Origin of the sequence: Cryobacterium lactosi, from assembly GCF_004403945.1 — a bacterium.
Classification (GTDB): Bacteria; Actinomycetota; Actinomycetes; order Actinomycetales; family Microbacteriaceae; genus Cryobacterium; species Cryobacterium lactosi.
The window spans coordinates 1-20,553 of sequence record NZ_SOHM01000029.1 but is presented as its reverse complement, the minus strand read 5'-3'; the positions used below and the strand labels follow the sequence as shown (position 1 = coordinate 20,553).

At 71.1% G+C, this 20,553-nt stretch carries 22 protein-coding genes; 11 read left to right on the top strand and 11 right to left on the bottom strand.

All coding sequences use genetic code 11. The features are described from left to right. Positions 1–23: 23 nt before the first annotated feature. A complete protein-coding gene (locus E3T61_RS11840; RefSeq protein WP_166793213.1) occupies positions 24–1,394 on the top strand; it encodes a wax ester/triacylglycerol synthase domain-containing protein in 1,371 nt (456 codons plus the stop codon). Here E3T61_RS11840 and E3T61_RS11835 read toward each other — a convergent pair. Beyond that, positions 1,391–1,666, bottom strand: coding sequence for a glutaredoxin family protein (locus E3T61_RS11835; RefSeq protein WP_134641065.1), 276 nt, complete (start codon positions 1,664–1,666; stop codon positions 1,391–1,393). The genes E3T61_RS11840 and E3T61_RS11835 overlap by 4 nt on opposite strands. Positions 1,667–1,810: 144 nt before the next feature. Here E3T61_RS11835 and E3T61_RS11830 point away from each other — a divergent pair, with 144 nt between their 5' ends. After that, on the top strand, positions 1,811–2,062 hold the full coding sequence (locus tag E3T61_RS11830; RefSeq protein WP_134641064.1) for a hypothetical protein: 252 nt from the start codon (positions 1,811–1,813) through the stop codon (positions 2,060–2,062). Between the two features lie 5 nt (positions 2,063–2,067). Here the strand turns inward: E3T61_RS11830 and E3T61_RS11825 are convergent, their stop codons facing one another. Both E3T61_RS11825 and E3T61_RS11820 read right to left on the bottom strand, forming a co-directional pair. Then, the gene (locus tag E3T61_RS11825; RefSeq protein ID WP_134641063.1) at positions 2,068–3,348 is read right to left on the bottom strand and encodes an MFS transporter; all 1,281 of its coding nucleotides are present in this window, start codon (positions 3,346–3,348) and stop codon (positions 2,068–2,070) included. Between the two features lie 154 nt (positions 3,349–3,502). After that, on the bottom strand, positions 3,503–4,015 hold the full coding sequence (locus E3T61_RS11820; protein WP_134641062.1) for a GNAT family N-acetyltransferase: 513 nt from the start codon (positions 4,013–4,015) through the stop codon (positions 3,503–3,505). Positions 4,016–4,292: 277 nt separating this feature from the next. Here E3T61_RS11820 and E3T61_RS11815 point away from each other — a divergent pair, with 277 nt between their 5' ends. Then, positions 4,293–5,960 (top strand): FAD-dependent monooxygenase, encoded by a 1,668-nt coding sequence (locus E3T61_RS11815; protein WP_134641061.1) that lies wholly within the window; start codon positions 4,293–4,295, stop codon positions 5,958–5,960. An 11-nt stretch (positions 5,961–5,971) separates the two neighbouring features. On the opposite strand, the gene E3T61_RS11810 is transcribed toward E3T61_RS11815, so the two are convergent. Both E3T61_RS11810 and E3T61_RS11805 read right to left on the bottom strand, forming a co-directional pair. Next, on the bottom strand, positions 5,972–6,400 hold the full coding sequence (locus E3T61_RS11810; RefSeq protein ID WP_166793212.1) for a nitroreductase/quinone reductase family protein: 429 nt from the start codon (positions 6,398–6,400) through the stop codon (positions 5,972–5,974). A gap of 167 nt (positions 6,401–6,567) precedes the next feature. After that, positions 6,568–7,107 carry a winged helix-turn-helix transcriptional regulator gene (locus tag E3T61_RS11805; RefSeq protein ID WP_241992531.1) on the bottom strand — a complete coding sequence of 180 codons (540 nt, stop codon included), beginning with the start codon at positions 7,105–7,107 and terminating at the stop codon, positions 6,568–6,570. A gap of 168 nt (positions 7,108–7,275) precedes the next feature. On the opposite strand from E3T61_RS11805, the gene E3T61_RS11800 reads away from it, so the two are divergent. Then, a complete protein-coding gene (locus E3T61_RS11800) occupies positions 7,276–8,481 on the top strand; it encodes an MFS transporter (RefSeq protein WP_134641059.1) in 1,206 nt (401 codons plus the stop codon). A gap of 18 nt (positions 8,482–8,499) precedes the next feature. On the opposite strand, the gene E3T61_RS11795 is transcribed toward E3T61_RS11800, so the two are convergent. Next, positions 8,500–8,913: a DUF1801 domain-containing protein gene (locus E3T61_RS11795; RefSeq protein ID WP_166793211.1), complete on the bottom strand. Its 414-nt coding sequence runs from the start codon at positions 8,911–8,913 to the stop codon at positions 8,500–8,502. A gap of 141 nt (positions 8,914–9,054) precedes the next feature. On the opposite strand from E3T61_RS11795, the gene E3T61_RS11790 reads away from it, so the two are divergent. The 4 genes from E3T61_RS11790 to E3T61_RS22070 all read left to right on the top strand — a co-directional run bounded on the left by E3T61_RS11790 (position 9,055) and on the right by E3T61_RS22070 (position 12,548). Continuing rightward, entirely contained in the window at positions 9,055–9,282 is a 228-nt protein-coding gene (locus E3T61_RS11790; RefSeq protein ID WP_134641057.1) for a hypothetical protein, read from the top strand. Then, positions 9,279–10,256, top strand: a complete 978-nt coding sequence (locus E3T61_RS11785; RefSeq protein ID WP_134641056.1) for an aldo/keto reductase — start codon at positions 9,279–9,281, stop codon at positions 10,254–10,256. Before E3T61_RS11790 ends, E3T61_RS11785 begins: the two co-directional genes overlap by 4 nt. A gap of 127 nt (positions 10,257–10,383) precedes the next feature. Further along, the gene (locus E3T61_RS22680; protein WP_420898485.1) at positions 10,384–10,554 is read left to right on the top strand and encodes a DUF7715 family protein; all 171 of its coding nucleotides are present in this window, start codon (positions 10,384–10,386) and stop codon (positions 10,552–10,554) included. Further along, positions 10,551–12,548, top strand: a complete 1,998-nt coding sequence (locus E3T61_RS22070) for a DUF2207 family protein (protein WP_134641055.1) — start codon at positions 10,551–10,553, stop codon at positions 12,546–12,548. The genes E3T61_RS22680 and E3T61_RS22070 overlap by 4 nt, the downstream gene beginning before the upstream one ends. Here E3T61_RS22070 and E3T61_RS11775 read toward each other — a convergent pair. Both E3T61_RS11775 and E3T61_RS11770 read right to left on the bottom strand, forming a co-directional pair. Continuing rightward, on the bottom strand, positions 12,545–13,054 hold the full coding sequence (locus E3T61_RS11775) for a GNAT family N-acetyltransferase (protein WP_134641054.1): 510 nt from the start codon (positions 13,052–13,054) through the stop codon (positions 12,545–12,547). The two genes, E3T61_RS22070 and E3T61_RS11775, sit on opposite strands and share 4 nt — an antisense overlap. 147 nt (positions 13,055–13,201) lie before the next feature. Further along, a complete protein-coding gene (locus E3T61_RS11770; RefSeq protein WP_134641053.1) occupies positions 13,202–13,936 on the bottom strand; it encodes an HAD family hydrolase in 735 nt (244 codons plus the stop codon). A gap of 387 nt (positions 13,937–14,323) precedes the next feature. Between E3T61_RS11770 and E3T61_RS11765 the strand changes: the two genes are divergently transcribed. Continuing rightward, positions 14,324–15,343, top strand: coding sequence for an LLM class flavin-dependent oxidoreductase (locus E3T61_RS11765; RefSeq protein ID WP_134641052.1), 1,020 nt, complete (start codon positions 14,324–14,326; stop codon positions 15,341–15,343). A 271-nt stretch (positions 15,344–15,614) separates the two neighbouring features. Next, a complete protein-coding gene (locus E3T61_RS11760; RefSeq protein ID WP_134641051.1) occupies positions 15,615–17,480 on the top strand; it encodes a GGDEF domain-containing protein in 1,866 nt (621 codons plus the stop codon). A gap of 21 nt (positions 17,481–17,501) precedes the next feature. Here the strand turns inward: E3T61_RS11760 and E3T61_RS11755 are convergent, their stop codons facing one another. From E3T61_RS11755 to E3T61_RS11745, 3 genes are read right to left on the bottom strand one after another with little or no spacing between them, the layout of a single operon-like run. Next, positions 17,502–18,479, bottom strand: coding sequence for an NAD(P)H-quinone oxidoreductase (locus tag E3T61_RS11755; protein ID WP_134641050.1), 978 nt, complete (start codon positions 18,477–18,479; stop codon positions 17,502–17,504). Positions 18,480–18,528: 49 nt separating this feature from the next. Then, complete coding sequence (locus E3T61_RS11750; protein WP_134641049.1) at positions 18,529–19,530, bottom strand: DUF2332 domain-containing protein; 1,002 nt, start codon at positions 19,528–19,530, stop codon at positions 18,529–18,531. Beyond that, a complete protein-coding gene (locus tag E3T61_RS11745) occupies positions 19,523–19,762 on the bottom strand; it encodes a hypothetical protein (RefSeq protein WP_134641048.1) in 240 nt (79 codons plus the stop codon). The genes E3T61_RS11750 and E3T61_RS11745 overlap by 8 nt, the downstream gene beginning before the upstream one ends. 268 nt (positions 19,763–20,030) lie before the next feature. On the opposite strand from E3T61_RS11745, the gene E3T61_RS11740 reads away from it, so the two are divergent. Beyond that, the coding region (locus E3T61_RS11740) for a hypothetical protein (RefSeq protein WP_420898484.1) at positions 20,031–20,553 on the top strand (523 nt) is incomplete at its 3' end.

The window sequence follows — 20,553 nt, the reverse complement described above, 5'->3', positions numbered from 1 at the left end:
GCGCACGGGTATACCGTCGAGGCATGCGCAGGCCACCTTCGATCGACCGGGTGAGCGCCGACGATCTCATGTCGCTGGTCGCCGAACACGGCTCCACCCCGATGCAGGTCGGAGCGGTGCTGCTGCTCGACACGACGAACGGCCTCGATCCGCAGAGCGTGATCGAACAGCTCGGCCGGCGGGTCGCCTCGGTGCCCCGGCTGCGGCAGCGACTGGTGTCGGTGCCACTCGGATGCGGCCGGCCGATCTGGCAGGACGACGCCGGCTTCGACATCAGCCGGCACGTGAGGGTGGTCGAGCCCGATGCCGCCGGTGAGGAGGTCGTGCTCAGGCTGGCCGCCGACCGGCTGGGCACCCCGCTGCCGCGCGACCGGCCGCTCTGGGCGGCCATCCTGGTCACCGAGCCGGGCGCCGCCGAGGCCGCCCTGATCGTGGTCTTCCACCACGTGCTCACCGACGGGATCGGGGGACTGGCCGTATTGGGCGCTCTCGCCGACGGTGCGGTACCGGCCGACCGCGGCCCCTTTCCCCGGCCCCGGCCGACGACTCGCCGAATTGCCGCCGACATGGCTTGGCTGCGGCTGCGCGCCGTGGCCGAGCTGCCCCGCGGGGTGCTGCGCCTCGTCGCCGCGGCGCGACAGCTGCGCGGGGTGGGCCACACTCCGGTCGGCCCCGCCGGCACTGCCCGCTCGGGCCGGCTGCCCCGCAGCTCGCTCAACGTGCCGACGGGGCCGCGGCGCCGGTTCGTGAGCATCCGGGTGGACCTTGCGCAGGCCCTGGCCGTCGCCCGTGCCGACCAGGCCACCGTGAACGACCTGCTGTTGGTGGCCATCGCCGCGGCGCTACGCCGGCTGCTCGAGGGCCGCGGCGAGCGGCTCGACGAGGTCGTCGTGTCCGTGCCGTTCTCCGCCCGACAGCAGACCACCGCCGGGCAGCTCGGCAACCAGAGCGGCGTGATCCCGCTGCGGATTCCCACGGCGGGAGACGCCCGGTCCCGGCTTCGCCAGGTGTCGGCCTTCACCCGCACGGCCAGGCAGAGCGTGCGTGGCGCATCCACGGCCCTGATCGGCCCGCTGTTCAGGCTGTTGGCGCGGGTGGGGCTCTACCAGCGGTTCATCGAACAGCAACGGCTGATCCACACGTTCACGAGCAATCTGCGCGGGCCGGCAGTGCCAATGACGATCTTCGGCGCTCCGATCACGGCGATCCTGCCGCTGAGCGCGTCCACCGGCAACGTGACAATCGCCTTCGCGGCGCTGTCCTACGCGGGCACGCTGGCCATCACCGTGGTGGCCGACCCGGATGCCTGCCCCGATTTCGACGTCGTGCCGGCGGCGCTCGCCGCGGAGTTCAGGGCCCTGGGGCTCGACGTGCTCCGGGCCGGGGCCGGTTAGACGGTGCTGAGCTCGGTGAGCTTGGCGCGCACCTCGGCGTCGCTGGGCTCCACCATGTGGGTGTCGTCGGCGAACACGATCACAGGGATCTGGGTGCGGCCGCTGATGGCCTTGGCCCGGTCGGCACCGTCGGCCACGGTCTCCAGGTCCACGTAGTCGTATGCCACACCGAGGCCGTCGAGCAACTTCTTCGACCGGCGGCAATCGCGGCACCACTCGGCGCCGAACATAGTGATAGCGGCGGGCACGGCAGGCGCGGCGGGAGAGGTCATCCGTTGAGTTTAGGCGCGACGTGGCTGGGCGGATGCTGGGCGCCGCGGCCCGCACCGGCCCGCCCGGGCACCAGCGCAGAATAATCCCCTGGCCAGAGCCGATCTGTGCTTGACTCAGCCAACGAATTACCGAAGGAGCTCCCGATGAAGCGCCAGAGCATCGTCGTTCTCGGTCTGGTGCTCAGCGCCGGGCTGTGTGTCTGGTCCACCGGATACCTGATCGCCGTCGGCCTGCGCATGGACGCCCTGTCCGGCTTCGCCACTCCGGCCGAGATCTACCTGGGCGGCGGCGGACTGCTCGCCGGTGTGCTGGGTCTGGCGCTTTTCCTCGGCCTGGTGCTGCGGCCCGCCGCGCCGGTGGACGCCGGGATCCAGCCCGACGACGGGACGCGGTAGCGCGGTTACGAGGCGGTTGTCGGGGTGGCGCTGAGGTCCGCGTCATCGGCCGGAGCGGCATCTGCGGCCCTGCGGCGCACCCGGGTGGCCAGTACCGGCGCAAAGAACACCACGAGCAGGCCGGCCACTGGCACGAGCAGGAGCCCGTAGCGCAGCTGGGAGAGGTCGGCGATGGCGCCGATGATGGGCGGAGAGAACAGGAACCCCAGCCGCAGCAACCAGGCGACGATGGTGAGCCCGGTGCCGGCCCTGAAGCCGGGTAGCTCGTCGGCGGCGTGCATCGCGGCGGGGATGAGCGTGGCGACGCCGAAGCCGGCGAGGCCGAATCCGACGACGGTGCCCGGGATCGACGGGAAGGCCAGGGCGGTGCCCATGCCCAGGAACACGATCGCGCCGCCGGTGCGGGCCACGGCGCGCTGGCCGAACCTGTCGACCAGGCCGTCGCCGAGCAGTCGCCCGATGAACTGCATGCCCTGCAGGGCGATGAAGCCGAGGCCCGCCACAAGAGCGGATGCGCCGAGCGCGTCGGAAAGGTAGATGGCCGACCAGGACGCCCCGGCGTCTTCGACGACGGCGCCGGAGGCGGCGATCACCACGAGCGCGCCGAGCACCAGCCACTTGGCCCAGCGGCCGGCGGAGCGGGCGGGGGTGCCGGCGGTGTGCGGCGCCGGGGCGGCGGCCTCGGGCTCGAGGGGCTCGGGTCCGGCGAGCAGGAACCGGTAGCTGTACAGGGCGAACAGGCTGAAGGTGACGGCGGACACGATGAGATGCTGGCCGCGCGGAATGTCGAGCTGGGCGGCCGCGGCGCCGAGGAGCCCGCCGGTGACCGCGCCGATGCTCCAGACCGCGTGGAAGGAGTTGAGAATGGAGCGTTTGTAGAGCCGCTGCACACGCAGGCCGTGCGAGTTCTGGGCGACATCGGTGATGGAGTCCATCGCCCCGGCCAGGAAGATGCCGGCGGCCAGGGCCGCCCAGCTGGGCGCGATCCCCGCCAGGATCAGGCCGACCGCGGTGAGCATCGTCGAAACCACGGCCACCCGGGAGGAGCGGAACCGGCGGATGAGCATGCCGGCGGCGAGTCCGGCGATCAGGGCGCCGAGCGGGAACGCGGCCACGGCGAAGCCGAACTCGGCGTTGCTCAGCCCGAGCTCGGACTTGATCGCGGGATACCGGGGGATCAGATTGGCGAAGAGGGCGCCGTTCGTGAAGAACAGCACGGCCACGGCGAAACGGGCACGGCGCACGGCCACGTCGGGGCGTTCCACGGTACGAGCGGGAGGCGTCATTGCGTCAGCGAACCTTCTGATGGTGAGGTGATGGGTGGCCGTGGGGTGTCCGCTGGTGAGGCGGCCCGCAGACATCCCAGCTTGGCACGGATGCCCTCTCTCCCGCGAACTGTGAGAAAAGCCCCGAAATCGGGGATTTTTTGGTGCTTTTCTCTCAGTTCGCGGGGACGAGGGGCAGCTCGAAAATGGTTTCCAGGCCGTCCTCGTCGTCCCACTGCTCGCCCACCTCGACGAAACCGAACTGGGCGATGAGGGCGCGCGAGGGCAGGTTGTCCGGGCTGATGGTGGCCCGAACAACAGTGACGGACGGTTCGAGGTCGGCGCGGTGAAGCAGCGCGGTGAGCGCGGCGCGCGCGTAGCCCTGCCGGCGGTACGCGGCATCCACGGCGTAGCCCACCTCGACCATGCCGGTGGCGTCGGGAGCAGCGTGATAGCCGGATTGGCCGACGGCGAGACGCCGGGTGGGGTCGTAGATGACCCGGGTGATCCAGCTCGCATCCTCGGGCTTTGTGGCGAGCTGGCGGCTGCGGTACCGCCAGGTGCTGGCGCTGGCCGGTTCCACGAAGAACGGACTCAACTCCACCGCGGCCTGCTCATTGGCCAGGTCCAGGTCTTCCTCGGCGAGCGCGTCGATGGTGACCGCGCTCAGCTGCACGAGGTGCACCATCGGCTCAACAGTGGATGGCCACGGGGCGTCAAGCGGGGAATTCGGGATGATGGGTCCTTCGGGACGGTATCGGGTGAAGCCGAGGTGGGCGGGGGCACCTGGGTTGAGGCTACCGCGCACCGGGCTGAATCGCCGACGAGTGCCCGCCGGCTGCGGCCCCCGGCCGGGCCTTCCCCGGAACGGATGGGTTGCTTATGCTGGCAACGTCGTGCACCGGCCGCCGCCGACGGGTGGTCGGCGCCGGCAGTGGGAGGAGCGACCGGATGCGCGAACCGGTATGACCGATTTCGACGTTGAGCTTCTTGTTGTGGGAGCCGGCCCCACCGGGCTGGCCCTGGCCCTGCAGGCCGTCGACCACGGCGCCGTGGTCCGCGTCGTCGAGCGCAGACCGGCGCCGTTCCGGCCGTCGCGAGCCATGGTGATGCATCCGCGCACCCTCGAACTCTTGCGCCCCTTGGGGGTGACGGATGCCCTGCTCGCGCTCGGAATGACCTCACCCTCGATGCAGCTGCACCTGCGCACGCGGGTGGTGCCGGTGTCGATCGAGCACCTCGACCTGGCCGGCACCGCCTTCCCGCACCTGCTGCTGATCCGGCAGGCTGACGTGGAGGCTGTGCTGGCTTCGGCGCTCGCCGAGCGCGGGCTGGTGGTGGAACGCGGCATCGAGGTGGTGCGGCTGGCGCGGTTGAGCCAGGGCGGCGCCCGGGCGGTGCTCCGCAGAGCGGACGGCGGGCCGGATGAAGACGTGCTGTGCCGGTACCTGGCCGGCTGTGACGGACCGGGGAGCCTGGTGCGCCGGTCGGTGGGCGGTTTTCTCGGCGGCGACTACAACGAGGAAGTGGTGCTCGCCGACGTGGAGCTGGGGCCCGCCGGCGGCGGGTCGCGCCGGGTGGCTCCGGTGATGCTCGAGGCGGGGGTCGCGCATGTGGTCGTCGGGCGGCGCGGGCTGGTGTTCCTGTTCGACGTGGGCGAACGGGCCAGTTGGCGGATGCTCGCCACCCGGCGGGCGGGCGAGGACCGGCAGCCGTTCGGCCAACCGGGACCGCCCGTGCCGCAGGAGCAGTTGCAGGGGTTGGTCGACGAGGCCGGGCTGCCGACGCAGATCACGGAGGTGGCCTGGTCGGCCCAGGTGCGGCTGCAGCACCGGATCGCCAGCAGGTTCAGCCGCGGACCGCTGTTCGTCGCCGGCGACGCCGCCCACGTGCACTCGCCGGCGGGGGCGCAGGGTATGAACGCCGGCATCCACGACGCCGTGAACCTCGGTTGGAAGCTGGCTTTCGCCGCCGCGGCCGGCCGCCGGCTTGGCGCGGCAGCGGGCACGGATGACGGCGCCGGGCTAGCGGCCGCCCGGCCCGGCTCGGCGCTGCTGGACTCCTACGCCCTTGAGCGCCGCCCCGCCGACCGGGCCGTGCTGCGCCTGACGCACGCCATGTATTGGGCCGAGGCGAGCCTGCATCCGTTGGCCCAGCTCGGCCGGGCGGTGCTGGTGCCGGTGGTCGCCCCGCTGCTGCCCTGGCTCGTCCGGCAGCGCCGGCTCACCGCGGCCGGCGTGCGCACCCTCGCGCAGTTCCGGTTGCGCTACACGCACAGCCCGCTGTCGATGGACCTGCGTGCGTCGCTCACGCCGGTGCGCGGCGGGCTGGCCCGGCGCGGGTTGCGGCCGGGGTCGCGGGTGGCCGACACCCTGGTGCGCTGCGAGGGCCGCAGGGTGCGCCTGCACGCGTTGCTCGCGCGTCCGGGTGTGCACATCCTGCTGCAGGCGGACGCACGACCGGTGCCCGAACGGATGCTCGGTCCGCTGGTGCACAGCTACCGGCTCGACGACCGGCCCGGCACGGGCATGCTCGTCGTGCGGCCGGATGGCTACGCGGCGCTGCGGGCGCCGGTGCTCGACGAGGTGCACCTGGCGGCGTGGCTGCGCATGGTGGGGCTGCCCGTGCGCTGAGCGATCGACGGTCAGCTACGGACCGGTGCCTCGCAGGGTTCGAGCCGGAAGATCGGATGGTCGGCCGGGTCCGGCAGTTCGGCGAGGAACGGCTGCGCGCGCCGGCCCAGTTTCTCCAGATAGGCCGCGGCGACCTCGTCGTGCTCGAGCCCGCGCAGTTCGGTGGCCCGGTACGGGTGGCGCTGCCAGGCGATGCGGAGCTCGCAGCGCCCGGCGACCCGGAGGTTCTGCACCCATTGGGTCACGCCGCGACCGGCGATCACGTACCGGTAATCCTCATACCGAAACGGGGCCACGGGCGTGCTGATCTCCCGGCCGCTGATGCGTCCCCGCACGATGAGGGTGGGGGCTCCGCAGGCGCGGGCGACGGGGTTGACGACGTGCAACATGAAGCGGCTGGGCGGCAGGTATCCGCCACGGCGGGTGGGCGTGCTGGTCAAGGTGGGCCTCCCGATCGGTGTCGTCCGTGAGGTGGGCATCCGCCTCACGCCAGACACGGTACTGCCGCGGTCGTGCCTGCGAAAGGTGACCGTGCGGCGTGGCCCCGCCCCGCGCGAAACCGCCCGATCGGGGGTATAACTCCTACAGGGTTATGTGCCGACGGCGGTCAGCCGTGCGACGCGGCGAGGGGGCGGATCGGGCCGATGCTGGGGTCGTTCTCGCCGGGACCGGGCACGATGGCGATGTCCGCGGGGTCGATGACCCGGCCGTCGGGGGCCACGAAGGCGATCGTGGCGGCCTCACCGGTCAAGGCGTGCTGGTAGAGCCGGCTGGGTCCGTGGCCGGAGGGCCTGTAGTCGTTGCCCCACTGGGCGAGGGCGCCGAGCACCGGCAGCAGGGCGTCGCCGGCGGTGGTGAGGTGATAATCGAAGCGCTCCCGGGCGCCGGGCTCGCGATAGCCGCGGCGTTCGAGGACTCCCGCGTCCACGAGGGAGCCAAGCCTGGAGGTGAGGATGTCGGTGGGGATGCCGAGCACCCGCCGGAAGTCGCTGAACCGGGTGCGGCCGCGGAAGCACTCGCGCACGATCAGGATGGTCCACCGGTCGCCGAGCACCTGGATGGTGCGCGCGATCGAGCAGCGCAGGTCGTCACCGGAGCGTCTGGGCATCTCGTGCGCCGGGTGAGCATCGGAGGAGTCCGTTGTCATGCCCCCATCCTACATTGACTTGGATTACCCAACTCAGCCTGTTAGCGTAAACGGAACGGCAGCCGTTCGGCGGCCGGCCCCGCAACGGTGCGGGCGCATCCGTCACCTCGACGGCAGCCCTCGCTCCACCGGTGTGCGGCTCGGGGTTTGTCTTCGGTCTGGAGCCGCATGTCGTTGTCCCACCCCGCCACCCGGTTCTGGACGGCGGCCTCGGTGGCCATGCTCGCCCTCTGGGCCAGCGGTTCCCCCACAATGATCTATCCGCTCTATGCCCGGGACTGGGCCATGACGCCCGTGGCCACGACCACCCTGTTCGCGGTGTACCCGCTGGTGCTCGTGGTGGTTCTGCTGGTGTTCGGCGACCTCTCCGACCACATCGGCCGCCGCACGGCCCTGCTCGCCGGGGTGGCGGCGATGTTCGTGGGCTCCCTGCTCTTCGCCCTCGCGCCGGCCGAAGGCTGGCTGTTCGTCGCCCGGGCCTTTCAGGGAGTCGGCGTGGGGCTGGCGATCGCGCCGGCCAGCGCCGCCATGGTGGAGTTCAACACCCGCGGCGGCACGGCCAGAGCCAGCTCGGTGAACACGGCCGCCACAGCGGTGGGGCTGGCCGTGGCCACCATCATCGCCGGAGCCCTGGTGCAGTACGCCCCCAACCCGCGCCAGCTCAGCTACTGGGTGGTCGTGGTCGTTGCGGCGCTGGTCTTCCTGGCCGTGCTCGCCCTGCCCGGGCACACGGCCGGCGCCGAAACCTCCGGCAGGTGGCGTCCCCGGGCGATCCGGGTGCCGGTGGGTCTTCGAGGCGTGGTGACCGTATCCGCGCTTGCAATCACCACGGCCTTCGCTGTGGGAGCCGTGCTGCTCTCGCTCGGTGCGCAGATCTCGGTCGACCTCATCCACTCCGACAACGCCCTGGTGTCCGGACTGGTGCTCGCTATCACACCGGTCGTGATCGGCATCACCGCGCTGGCTGCCAGACGGATGCCCGCACGCCTCGCCATCGGCCTCGGCGGCCTGGCCATGGCTTCGGCGGTGGCGCTGCTGGTGCTCAGCGCGTCCACGGCGTCGCTGCCGGTGTTCGCTGTCACCTCGGTGTCGGCCGGGGTGGGCTACGGGCTACTGTTCCTCGGCGGGCTGGGCCTACTGAACCGGCATGCGCCCGCACACCACCGGGCGGGCACCATCTCGGTGGTGTACACAGTGGCCTACCTCCTGCAGGGGATCGTTGCCGTGCTGCTGGGTCTGGAGGCCACCGCGGTGGGCCTGCAGACGGCGCTCGGAGTTGCCGCACCGGTACTGATCGGGCTGGCGCTCGGCACCTCAGTGGTGTCGGCCCTGCTCGGCCGCAGTGCGGGGCGGGTCACCCTGCAGGAGGGGTAGCGCGCTCGGGTCGAACCGTCACGCGCGTGCGGCCACGGGTCCGGCCGGGGCGAGCCAAGCGCGAACGACGTCGACGGCCGCATCCCGTTTGCCCGCCAGGTCGGCGAGATCGGAGATGAGCAGGCTCGCCCGAATGTCGGAGTGCCAGGTGAGCAGCCCGTGCGGGTCGCCGGCGAAGGCGGATGCGGCAGCCCTGTCCTCGGTGGTCGTGGCGCCGCGGTGCAGCACCAGGCGCACGCCGTCCTTTCCCTGCGCGCTGATGGTGGCCTGATCGACACCGTCGACCACGTAGCTGGGGGAGTTCCACTTGATGTGCTCCCGCGCGCCGGGATCGGCCTCGTGCACGAGTTGCCGCAGCGCTTCGATCACCGGGAGACGCTCGGCGGGCTGGGCGGCGAGGAACTCCTCAACGGAGCGGTAACGGTCGACCATGACGGGAGCGTACCGCGCCCGGCGCCGGCGGCGCATCCGCTCGCACAATTGACGCGAGCGCAGCCAGACTGTAGACACGAGTGAAGGCCGGACCGGCCCGTGCGACCATCCGCCGGTCTGTCCGCAACACCTGGAGGACTCATGTCCGAAACGTTCAGCCTCATCCTTGGCATCATCCTGGTGGTCGCAGCCATCGCGATCTCCGTGTTCCTCTACTTCATCTCGCGGCGAAGCCGGTCGGCACCGTTGTCGGACCGGGAGCGGGCCGAGCAGGCCGCCCGCAGCGGCCCAGGGGCCGAAGATCCGCAACACCGGCCGGGGCGCAGGCCTGTGACACTCTCAACTTTCGCGACGAAGGGAAACGCATGAAATACGTACGCCTGGGCACCACCGGCCTCGAGGTGTCGGCGATCACGCTGGGCTGCATGAGTTTTGGCAACCCGATGCGCGGCAATCACGCCTGGACCCTGCCTGAGGAGACCAGCCGGCCGCTGATCCAGCAGGCGCTTGAGGCCGGCATCACCACCTTCGACACCGCCAACGTCTACTCCGACGGCAGCAGCGAGGAGATCCTGGGCCGGGCGCTGCGGGACTTCAGCATCAGGGACGAGTACGTGCTGGCCACCAAGGTGCACGGCCGGATGCGGCCGGGCCCGAACGGCGCCGGGCTCTCCCGCCGCGCCATCCTGGCCGAGATCGACCACAGTCTCACCCGGCTGGGCACCGATTACGTGGACCTGTACCAGATCCACCGCTGGGACCCACTGACGCCGATCGCGGAGACCATGGCGGCGCTGCACGACGTGGTCAAGGCCGGCAAGGCCCGCTACATCGGCGCCTCGTCGATGTACGCCTGGCAGTTCGCGAAGGCCCAGCACACCGCCGACCTGGCCGGCACCACCCGCTTCGTGTCGATGCAGGACCAGTACAACCTGCTCAACCGCGAGGAGGAACGCGAGATGCATCCGTTCTGCCTCGACCAGGGCGTCGGCGTGCTGCCGTGGAGCCCACTGGCGCGCGGCAAGCTCACCCGCGACTGGGACGACACCACCGCCCGCTCCGAAACCGACCTCTTCGGGCAGACCCTCTACAGACAGCAGGAGGAGGGCGACCGCGAGATCGCCGAGGCCGTCGCGCAGGTCGCCGCCGAGCGCGGGGTACCGCGTGCACAGGTGGCGCTGGCCTGGGTGCGGCAGCAGCCGGCCGTGACCTCGCCGATCGTCGGCGCCACCCGTGCGCACCACCTCGCGGATGCCGTCGCCTCCGTCGATCTCACCCTCACCGACGACGAACTCGCCCGGCTCGCCGCCCCGTATCGCCCGCACGCTCCCGAGGGGTTCTAGGCCGGGCCGCATCCGTTCGGGGCCTCCGGTCACCCGCCTTTCAGGGCAGGGGGGCGGATGTCGGTGGCTCGGTTTAGCCTGACGTCACGTACTCACTCACCCTCGTGCCGAGAATGCGGAGCAGATCATGAGGGTATTGGTAGCGACATCGGCAACCCAAGGTACGCGGGCCAGCGATTCAATCGGGTGCGTTGAGGGGGAGCTCGTCTGGCTGCGGGACGTGTGCCCGGCCAGCGCCGTTCTCGAGCGCCGCGTCGATTCTCTGAACGTGAGGGGGTCACTAGGCTCGGAGGCGTGACTCGTCTTCTGAAAGTCCTGTCCGGCCTGGTTATCGCCTCCGTGTTGGCGCTCGGCGCCCCGGTGGCGGCGATGGCTGTTGCGCCGGGCTCGGTGGGGGCCGTGCCTGCGGACACCTCGGACTTCAGCTTCGACCTGTATGCGGGGGAGTACTACCTCGACCGGGACGCGACCGGGCACTCCACGCTGCGCACCGTGGAGACCTTCGTGGCGGAGTTCCCCGATTTCGACCAGAACCGGGGCATCATCCGGGCGATCCCCAACGACTACGACGGCGTCCCGCTGAACACGACGGTGGAGTCGGTCACCGATGCCGAGGGTGAGCCGGTCTACTTCGAAGCCACGGTGAACGGCGGTTTCACCGAACTTGCGCTCGGCACTGACGAGTTCGTGCGCGGCAGCCAGACCTACGTCATCAGCTACACCCAGCAGAACGTCGTGCGCGCGTTCGCCGACACCAACGACGACGAGCTGTACTGGGACACCAACGGCACCGGCTTCGACCAACCGTTCGGTTCCGTTGCCGCCCGGGTGCACGTCGCCCCGGCCATCGCCCCTTTCCTCACCGGCAACAGTGCCTGTTACACCGGCGCGCAGGGCGAGAGCGGAGCCTGCCAGATCGTGCAGGAGGCCGACTCGGATGCCGCGTTGCCGGATGCTGCCACCCCGGAGGCCACCACCCCGGAGACCACCGAACCAGCTGCCGCCACGCCCGAGGACGCCGTGGGGCAGCTGTTCACCGCCGAGGCCGTCAACCTGGGCCCGGGCGAGAACCTCACCGTGGCCATCGGCTTCACGGCCGGCACCTTCGTGCAGGTCCCCGCGGAGGAGCAGCCCGCCCAGAACGCCCTCGACTCCCAGGCCGCCGCCGGCTTCCCGTTCCTGCTGCTCGGCATCGCCCTGCTCGGCGGCGTGTACGTGCTCGGGCGAATCTTCGTGCGTCCCCGCGAGCCCAAGGGCCGCGGCACCATCATCGCCCAGTACAGCGTTCCGGACGGCTACAACCTCCTCGAGGCCGCCGACCTCATCGGCCGAGGGCAGTCGGCCATGGCCGCGCAGATCGTGAGCTTCGCCGTGCGCGGTGTCGTGCGCATCCTGGACTACCCGGTGAGCGCCCAGGGCGGCGACTTCACCCTGCAGCTGCTCGGCACCGACGGCGTCGACGACCAGGAACTGGCCCTGCTCGCCACGCTCTTCCCAGGGCTGGCCGCGGGCTCCGTCTGCGAACTCGGCGTCACCAACGACGGGCTGGCCCGCGGGCTGGCCGCCGCGACGGCGGATGCGACCACCCGCAACCTCGCCCGTGGCTGGCGGGCCCGGCCGGCCCTGACCCGCGCCAGGGCCGGGCTGATCGCCGGCCTCGCCGCGCTCGCGGTGCTCGTCGTGGCGGTGCTCGTGCTCGCCGGCCCGCCTGCGGCGTGGTGGTTCCCGCTGCTGCTTGTCGTCGGCGCGGCCGTGCTCGTCGCCGTCGCGGCAGCCCGCCGCCCGGTGCTCCTCAGCGCGGCTGGGGTGGAGCGCCGTGATTACCTCACCGGGATGAAGGTCTACCTCGACCTGGCCGAGGCCGACAGGTTCCGCATGCTGCAGAGCCCGGAGGGCGCACTGCGCGTCACCGTGCCACGCAGCGTCCCCGGCTCGAAGCCCGCCGCAGCCGGCGCATCCGCCCCCGGCACCGTGGAACTGGTAAAGCTCTACGAGAAACTACTGCCGTATGCGGTGCTCTGGGGCGTCGAACGGGAGTGGGCGGCGGAGCTCGCCGTGTACTACGAGCAGGACGCCACCGCGCCGGGCTGGTTCGTATCGCAGAACGCGTTCAGCGGCATCTACCTGGCCTCGGCGCTCAACGGGATCGTCAACTCGGTGCATACGACCGAAACACCCACGCCCCCGCCGTCCACCTGGTCGGGCAGCGGCGGCGGAAGCTTCTCGGGCGGATCCTTCGGCGGCGGCTTCTCCGGCGGTGGTGGCGGCGGCGGTGGTGGCGGCGGCCGCTAGAGCAGCTTGACCATCTCGATCTCCATCGCGCTGGAGTCCAGAACGTACTGCACGCGGTGCCCGGTTTCCGTGAAGCCGCGGCGTAGGTAGGCCGCGCGGGCGCGGGAGTTGTCCTCGTGCACGTGCAGGGTCAGGCGGTCACCCTCGCCGCGGGCCCAATCCTGGATCGCGGCCAGCAAGGCGTCGAACACTCCGGCCTCGTGGCCGCGGTGATCCGGCGACACATAGACCCCCACCAGCAGCGCGCCGGTGGTCGCGTCCGGCACATACCCGCCCATGGTGCCCAGCCAGCGCCCCTCGGGGTCGACCGCGGCGAGGACGATGCCGTGTTCGGCGGTGCCGCGGGCGGCGCGCATCCGCCACTCACTGTCGGAGTGGCTGAGGGCATCCTGCAGGGTCTCGCCGAACGCGATCGGGGTGTCCCGCAGCATCTCGAGACGTAGCTCCCGCACCTCTCGCCAATCGTCCACCTGCGTGGCGCGGATGCGGAACCCCTCTGTAACCATTCGCCGAGCTTACCCAGTTGCCCGGCTCAGATCGTCGCGGCGGTCACGGTGCCGTCGTCGTGCATAACTCCCGCAATCCGCCGCCACCGTCGCCGGTGGCCCCGGAGTCACGCGGCGGTCAGGTCGCCGGCCGAGATCCAGCAGGAGTTATGCCACCCCGCGGGTGCTGATCGGGCGGGTGCTGGGGTAGCGGAACGAGAGCAGGTCGGGCAGGTCGAGCACCGAAGCGACCCGGCGGGTCTCCGGCACCCCGTCGCGCGGGTCGGCGGCCACGAGCACGGCCTCCATGCCGTGCGCCCGTGGACCGTCGAAGTCGGCGTCCCAGGTGTCGCCGACGAAGATCACGCGGGCCGGGTCGGCATCCGCCCGGTCGAGCGCTGCCTGGTAGATCGCCGTATGCGGCTTGCGAAAGCCCACCTCGAGCGAGGTCACGACATGGGAGATGAGGTCGGTGGCGCCCATGGCCGCCAGCTGGCGGGGCACGACGGATGCGCTGTGCGTGTTCGACACGATCGTCAGGGTGAAGGTCTGGCCCAGTTCCTTAAGGGTCTCGGCCATGCCGGGAATCAGCACCACTCCGCGCTCCCAGTCCGCCATGTTGCTCTGGGCGCCCTCGGCGATTTCGGTGGCATCGGGTTCGCGCCCGAGCAGTTGCGAGATGGCCCGGTGCGACAACTGCTCCATGGTGAATTCACGGTGGTCGGTGTCGGATTCAGTATTGAGCTGGTGGAAGGCATCCAGCCAGGCATCCGCGGTCTGCTGCTCGGTGCCGCGCGCGCCGAAGGCACGCATGCTCGCGTGTGTGTCGGCGTAGCCCTGTCCGGCACGGGAGTCCGCGTAGTTGACCAGGGTGCCGAAGAAGTCGAGGAACAGATGACGCATGATCACAGCTTGGCAGGGTGTGGGGTCGCGTCGGGGCAACGACCCGGTGTAGCTGGCGCAGGTTTCCTGCCGAGTCGGTCGGGGAGCGGCGCCGCTGTGCGGGAGCGAGGCGTTCGGCGGGTCTGGCGCCGCTGGGCGGGTGGCGCGCCAGGGGCATAGTGGCGCGTGCCCCGCACATCGCGCGCCGGGGCCGTTGTGCGGGTGGGGCGCCGCTGCGCGGGTTCAGCGCCGCTACGCGGGCTGGGCGCCGCTGGGCGGGTGGCGCGCCAGGGGCATAGTGGCGCGTGCCCCGCACATCGCCCTCCGGGCGCCGCCATGCATGGGGCCTCAGCAAGAACCGCGGATGAGGTCGGGAATACGTCGCCGCCGGGGAACGCTGCAGCAACCATGAAGAAGATCGGGTTCTTGTCTTTCGGCCACTATCAGGCGGTGCCGGGGTCGCTCGTGCGCACCGCGGCGGATGCCCTGCTGCAGACCGTCGAACTCGCGGTGGCGGCCGAGGAGCTCGGCGTGGACGGCGCGTCGGTGCGGGTGCACCACTTCGCCCCGCAGCTCGCATCGCCGTTCCCCTTGCTGGCCGCGATGGCCGCCCGCACCAGCCGCATCGAGTTGGGCACCGGCGTGATCGACATGCGCTACGAGAACCCCCTCTATATGGCCGAAGAGGCCGCGATCACCGACCTGATCAGCAACGGACGGCTGCAGCTCGGCCTCAGCCGCGGCTCGCCCGAGACTGCGCTGCGCGGCGCCGAAGCCTTCGGGCATGTGCCCGCACCCGGTACCAGCGACGCGGATGACGCCCGCGAGCGCACCGCACAGTTCCGCCGGGCCATCAGCGGGGCCGGCGTCGCCGCCGCGAACCCGCAGCTCACCGGACACAGCAACCTCCTCGCCATCCAGCCGCAGTCGCCCGGACTGGCCGAGCGCATCTGGTGGGGCTCGGGCACCCGGGCCACCGCGAAGTGGACCGGCGAGCAGGGCATGAACCTGATGAGTTCAACCCTGCTCACCGAAGACACCGGCGCCGACTTCGGTGACCTGCAGGCGGAGCAGATCGCGATCTTCCGGCAGGCGTGGGCGGATGCCGGTCACCCCGGCACCCCGCGGGTGTCGGTGAGTCGCAGCATCATGCCGCTGGTCACCGAGCAGGACCGGCGTTACTTCGGCCTCCGCGCCCAGGCCGACAACCGTGACCAGGTGGGCCACCTCGACGGCGGACTAGCCCGGTTCGGCAAAAGCTACATCGGCGAACCCGACGTTCTCGTCGAGCAGCTGGCCCAGGATGCCGCGGTGCACGCCGCCGATACCGTGCTGCTCACCGTGCCCAACCAACTCGGCGTGGACTACAACGCGCAGCTGCTCGATTCGGTGATGCGCCACGTGGCCCCCGGCCTCGGCTGGCGGTGATCCGCGCGGCTGTGAGCCGCCGATGAACACGCCTCGAAACCGTTATGGAAGCGCACAAAGGTGCGGTGAAAATCACCCGCGAAGCGGGGGTTAGCCGGAGCGTGCGTCGGCCCTGGCGGCCGCTGCGACGCTGCTAGGTTCGGGTATACGAGCAGTTTGGGGACTGAGCCGTGAACGCATCACGCGTACCGTCGAAGAACCTCCCGCCGAGTCGAGCGGGCGGTGCGCTCAGCCTGTCTGTCGACGCCCCGACCGAGCACGGTGACGCGCGATGACCGCGCCCGATGACCTGGTGGCCCCGCTCCCGGCCGGCGCCACGGTGCCGTCCGATCCGTCCGAAGCCGATGCCTTGCGTTCTGCCGCCGGCTTGTTGGCGGACGGCATCGCCGACCTGGGCGTGGCCGACGGTGGGCGTGACCTGGACCTGCCCGGCGGTTTTGTTGAAATCGCCGACCTGCCCGTGCCGGCCGGCGACGCCGAGCTGCACCAGCCGCCGCCCATGGACGGGTCCGCGTCTGCCCGTCGCCCCATGATCGACGCGATGCTCGACGAGTGCGCCCAGGCCAATCAGGACGGCCAGCATCACGCCGGGGCCGCCCAAGCCGAACTGGTGCTCGCCGACCCCTTCATCACCCCCGCCCAGGAGGCCCGCGCCCGGAAGCTGCTCTCCGGCCACCGGCTGCGGTTGGGCGAGTTCGAGGCATCCGTGCGGCACGGCCTGCTCGCGCTGGAATACCTCACCGCCAGCGGCGACCTGATCGGTCAGTCGAAGGTGCACTGCACCCTCGCCCTGGCCTTTCACGAGACGGCCCTGGAGGAACCCGCGCTCAGTCACGTGCTCGGCGCCCTGGCGGCCGCGCGGGCCAGCGGCAGTCGCACCGCGGAGTTCTGGGCGCTGTCGCGCTCGTCGATGGTGCACCAGGCCCTCGGCGACGCCGACCGAAGCATCGAACTTGGCCGGCAGGCGCTGGACCTGGCCGACACCCTGGACGACCCCGAGGCCGCGTTCGCGGCACGGAACAACCTGGGCGACAGCTACCTCGAAATCGCCCATGCGCAGCGCGCGAAGGGTGAAGACGCGTCGGTGGCGATGCACGACGGGATCGCCATCATCCGCGCGGCCATCGCGCTGGCGGTCGCCGAGCGGCACGCCTTCGACGAGACCATCGCCCGCACCAACCTGGTCGGGCTCTTGATCGAGCGCGGCGAATACGCCGAAGCGCGCCGGCAGGCCGGCCGGTCCAAGACCATCGCGATCACGAACGGCTACCGTAATCTCGCGGTCAACAACGACGCCCAGCTGGCCGAGGTCGCCAGGGCCGAGGGTCGCGTTGACCAGGCCTGCGCCATGATGGAAGCCCAGGTCGCCGACCCGTCGGTGGCCGAGGATGCGGCGCTGAAGGTGAAGCTGCACCGCGCGCTCTACCAGATGCACCAGGCCGCGGGCCGGTTCGATCGGGCCCTTGACCACCACGAACAGCTGCACGTGCTGATGCTCGGGCTCACCAGGCAGACCGCCGGGCTGCAGTCGCGGATGCTGATCAACTCGCTGGAGATCGAGCAGGCCAGGCACGAGGCGCAGCGCTCGCAGCTCGAGGCCGAGATGCAGCGGATCCGGGCCGAGGAACTCGACCAGCAGGCGCACTCGGACCCGCTCACCCGGCTGCCCAACCGGCGGGCCCTCGACCGGCAACTGCCCGAGATGATGTCGTCCGCCAGGGAGCGTTCCGAACCGCTCTGCGCGGTGATGGTGGACATGGACCACTTCAAGCAGGTCAACGACGAGTACGGCCACGCCGCCGGCGACCGGGTGCTCACCACCATGGCGACGATCCTCGGCAACACCACCCGCGACACCGACCTTGCGGTTCGGGTCGGCGGTGAGGAATTCCTGTTGGTGCTGGGGAACACCACGATCGACCAGGCCGTGCAAATCTGCGAGCGCCTGCTCGGCGAGGTGCGCAACCACCCCTGGGGCGTGGTCACCACGGGGCTGCACTGCACCGCCAGCGTGGGCGTCGCCCTGCTCAAGCCCGGCGAGAGTGTCTCGCGTTGGCTCGGTCGCGCCGACGCGGCCCTGTACGAGGCCAAGGCGTCCGGCCGCAACCGGGTCGAACTCGCCGCGTCACGGGCCTGAACCGCCCCGCGACGCATCGGCTCAGGGCAGCAGCACGATCTTGCCCACGTGAGCGGATGCTTCCAACCGGCGATGCGCATCCGCCGCGTCGGCGAAGGCGAACCGGCTGTCGATCACCGGCACGAAAGAGCCGGATTCTAGCCACGGCCACACCCGGGTGAACAGGTCGGCCATGATGGCCGCCTTCTCCACCGCAGGCCGGGCGCGCAGGGTGGTGCCCCAGAACCGGCCGCGTTTCTGCATCAGGTGGAACGGGTTGAAGACGGCGTCCTCGCCGCTCTGGTTGGCGATCACCATGATGGTGCCGCCCAGGGCCAGCGCCGCCACGTTCCGGGCCGCGTAGGAGCCGCCCATGATGTCCAGGATCACGTCGGCACCGTGCCCGTCGGTGGCGGCGAGCACCTCGGCCACAAAATCCTGTTCCCGGTAGTTGATCAGCACGTCCGCACCGAGCCGACCGCAGACCGCCAGCTTCTCGGCGGAGCCGGCGGTGACGATCACCCGGGCGCCGGCCAGCCGGGCCAGCTGGATGGCGGTGGTGCCGATGCCGCTGGCGCCGCCGTGCACGAGCAGGGTCTGGCCGGCCGTGAGGCCGGCGCCCATGAAGACGTTCGACCACACCGTGGCCAGCGCCTCCGGCAGCGCGGCGGCGTCGGCCAGGTCGACGTTGTCGGGAACGGGCAGGGCGAGGTCCTGGTGCACCACGGCCTCTGTCGCGTAGCCGCCGCCGGCCAGCAGCGCGCAGACCCTGTCGCCGACCGTGAAGCGGGTGACGGCGATCCCGGTCTCGGTGACGATGCCCGACACCTCCAGGCCGGGCCATTGCGGCGCACCCGCCGGCGACGGGTAGTGGCCCAGGCGCTGCTGCACATCGGCCCGGTTCACGCCGGCGCCGGCCACCTCGATCCGGATGTCGCCGGCGCTGACGACCAGGTCGGCAACGGTGTCGAGGGTGAGGGCGTCCGGGCCGCCTGGGGTGTGGACCACGAGTGCACGCATAGCGCCATCTTAGAAGCGTGCCCGGTGAGCTGCCCGGCAGGCCAGGGGCCTAACCGACGATCCAGTCCAGGCTCTGCCCGTGCGGGCCGCACCGGGCCACCGGCCGGCCGTCCAGCGACACCGTGAAGTCACCGGGCACGGGCGGCTGCGGCAGCAGGGCGTCCACCTGGGGCAGCACGCCCGCACCGTCCAGCGAGATCCAGTGTCCCAGGCCGGCCACCGTGCGCGCGAAGGCCGTGCGCTGTTCGGGCGCCAGGTAGACCAGGACCGCGGGACTGACGATGACCAGCGGCACCCCGGCCGGAGCGAGCGCCACCAGCTTCTCCAGGTCCACGACGGCGTCCCCGCGGGTGAGTAACGGTGGGTCCAGGCGAGCGATCGTCAGCGCCGCATCCAGCCGGTCGCGGCGCTCGGTCTGCTCGGGCCAGACCAGGGTCTGAAGCCAGACCACGTCGTCGGGGTCGTGCACGTCCAGTGGGTTCAGGTCGAGCCCGGCCCGCCAGACGATCTCCGGCGGATGCGTAGGCAGCGGCACCGGCCCGGTGGCGTCGGCGGTCAGCAGCACCGTGCTGGGGCCGTGCACCGGATCCACCCGGCGACCGGAGTAGTCGTAGCTGTACCGGTCGGGGTACAGGCAGAGCCCCGCGCTGGCGCCGACCTCGAGGAGGGCCAGCTCGGGGCCGATCCCGGCCAGGACCGGCATAATCGCCGTGAGCCGGCGCGGCTCGTTGGTCTGGGTGGAGCGCAGCAGGGCCTGGGCGGCCACGGCCGGCCAGTGCTCGACCAGCCAGGGGCGGAAGTCCCGATAGCCCGTCAGCGGCGCGCCGAGCAGCCGCGCGCAGGTGAACACCAGATTCGGCTGGCGTTTGGGCCGCGGCAGCGTGACGATCAGGCCCAGCACCTCCGCGTCGTTCTCGACACCATCGGCCCAAGCGGCGTAGAGCGCGGATTGCCCCGGAGTCTCGAGGAGCCGGAAACGCCGGTACCAGTCGGCGGTCTTCTCCAGGTCCAGGGCGCGCTGGTCGGCGCGCGGCCCGGAGGGATCAGACATCGGAGCGAAGGCGCTCCAGTAGCAGGGCGAACAGCAGGGTGGAACGCTGCTCGTCGTTGATGATGTCGATGAGTTCGATCACGGCGGCGCGATCGGCCTCTGGGGCGTTCGCGACGTCGACGTTGTTGATGTTCCCCAACGTTGTGATCAGGCGCTCGGCGCTGGTGGGCGCTCCGGCCGGAGCGGTCGGAATAGCTGAGTCGGCCTGCTGTGCTGCGTCTGAAGTGGGCATCGTTCAACGCTACCCCCATCATGCAATCGCCTGGCGCTGCGGCGCGCGACCGGAATGGCCCGCTGGCCGGGCAAAACGACGACGAATTGTCCCTCGATACAGACGCCGCACGACCCCTGTTCACATGGTTTTGGCAGGAAAAAGTGAGTTTTTGCCCAGAAACCTTCGGCAGGCTAGGCCGCTTGCCCGCGCCGGTCCGCCCGCGTGGGCCCATCGTTCCGTGAGCGTGCCGCCGCAGAGCGCACCCCCACCCCCGACCTGGAAGTTTATGCGCCCCGATAATTCTCAGAATTCCACGCCCGAAAACCCGAGCAGCACCAGCAGCATCAGCACCCTCAGCACCCGCGCCGAGCGGAAGACCCGCCGCTCCCGCAACAAGCGCCTCACCCTGATCGCCGGCGGCCTCGTGCTCGCCGGGGTCGTCGCCGGCACCGGCTTCACCGTGCAGTCGGCGGTCGCCGACCAGCAGCAGCAGGCCCAGCAGCAGCGCGATGAGCGTGCCGCCGCCAAGGCCGCCGCCATCAGCAAGACCCACCTCGCCGCATCCGTGGCCCTCGTCGACGCCGACACCGCGCTCGACGCCGCAGTGAACAAGGTGGATGCGTCCGCCCTGTCGAGCACCAGCAGCTCACTGGCCGGCTACATCTCGATGCCGCTCGGCGAGGTGAGCGAACTCACCGCGCAGGCCAAGGAGCAGTCCGCGGCCGTGCAGGCCGCCGCCGCCGAGGCCGACCGCGTCGCCGTCGAGGCCGCCGCCGCGCAGGCCGCCGCCGAAGCCCAGGCCGCTGCCG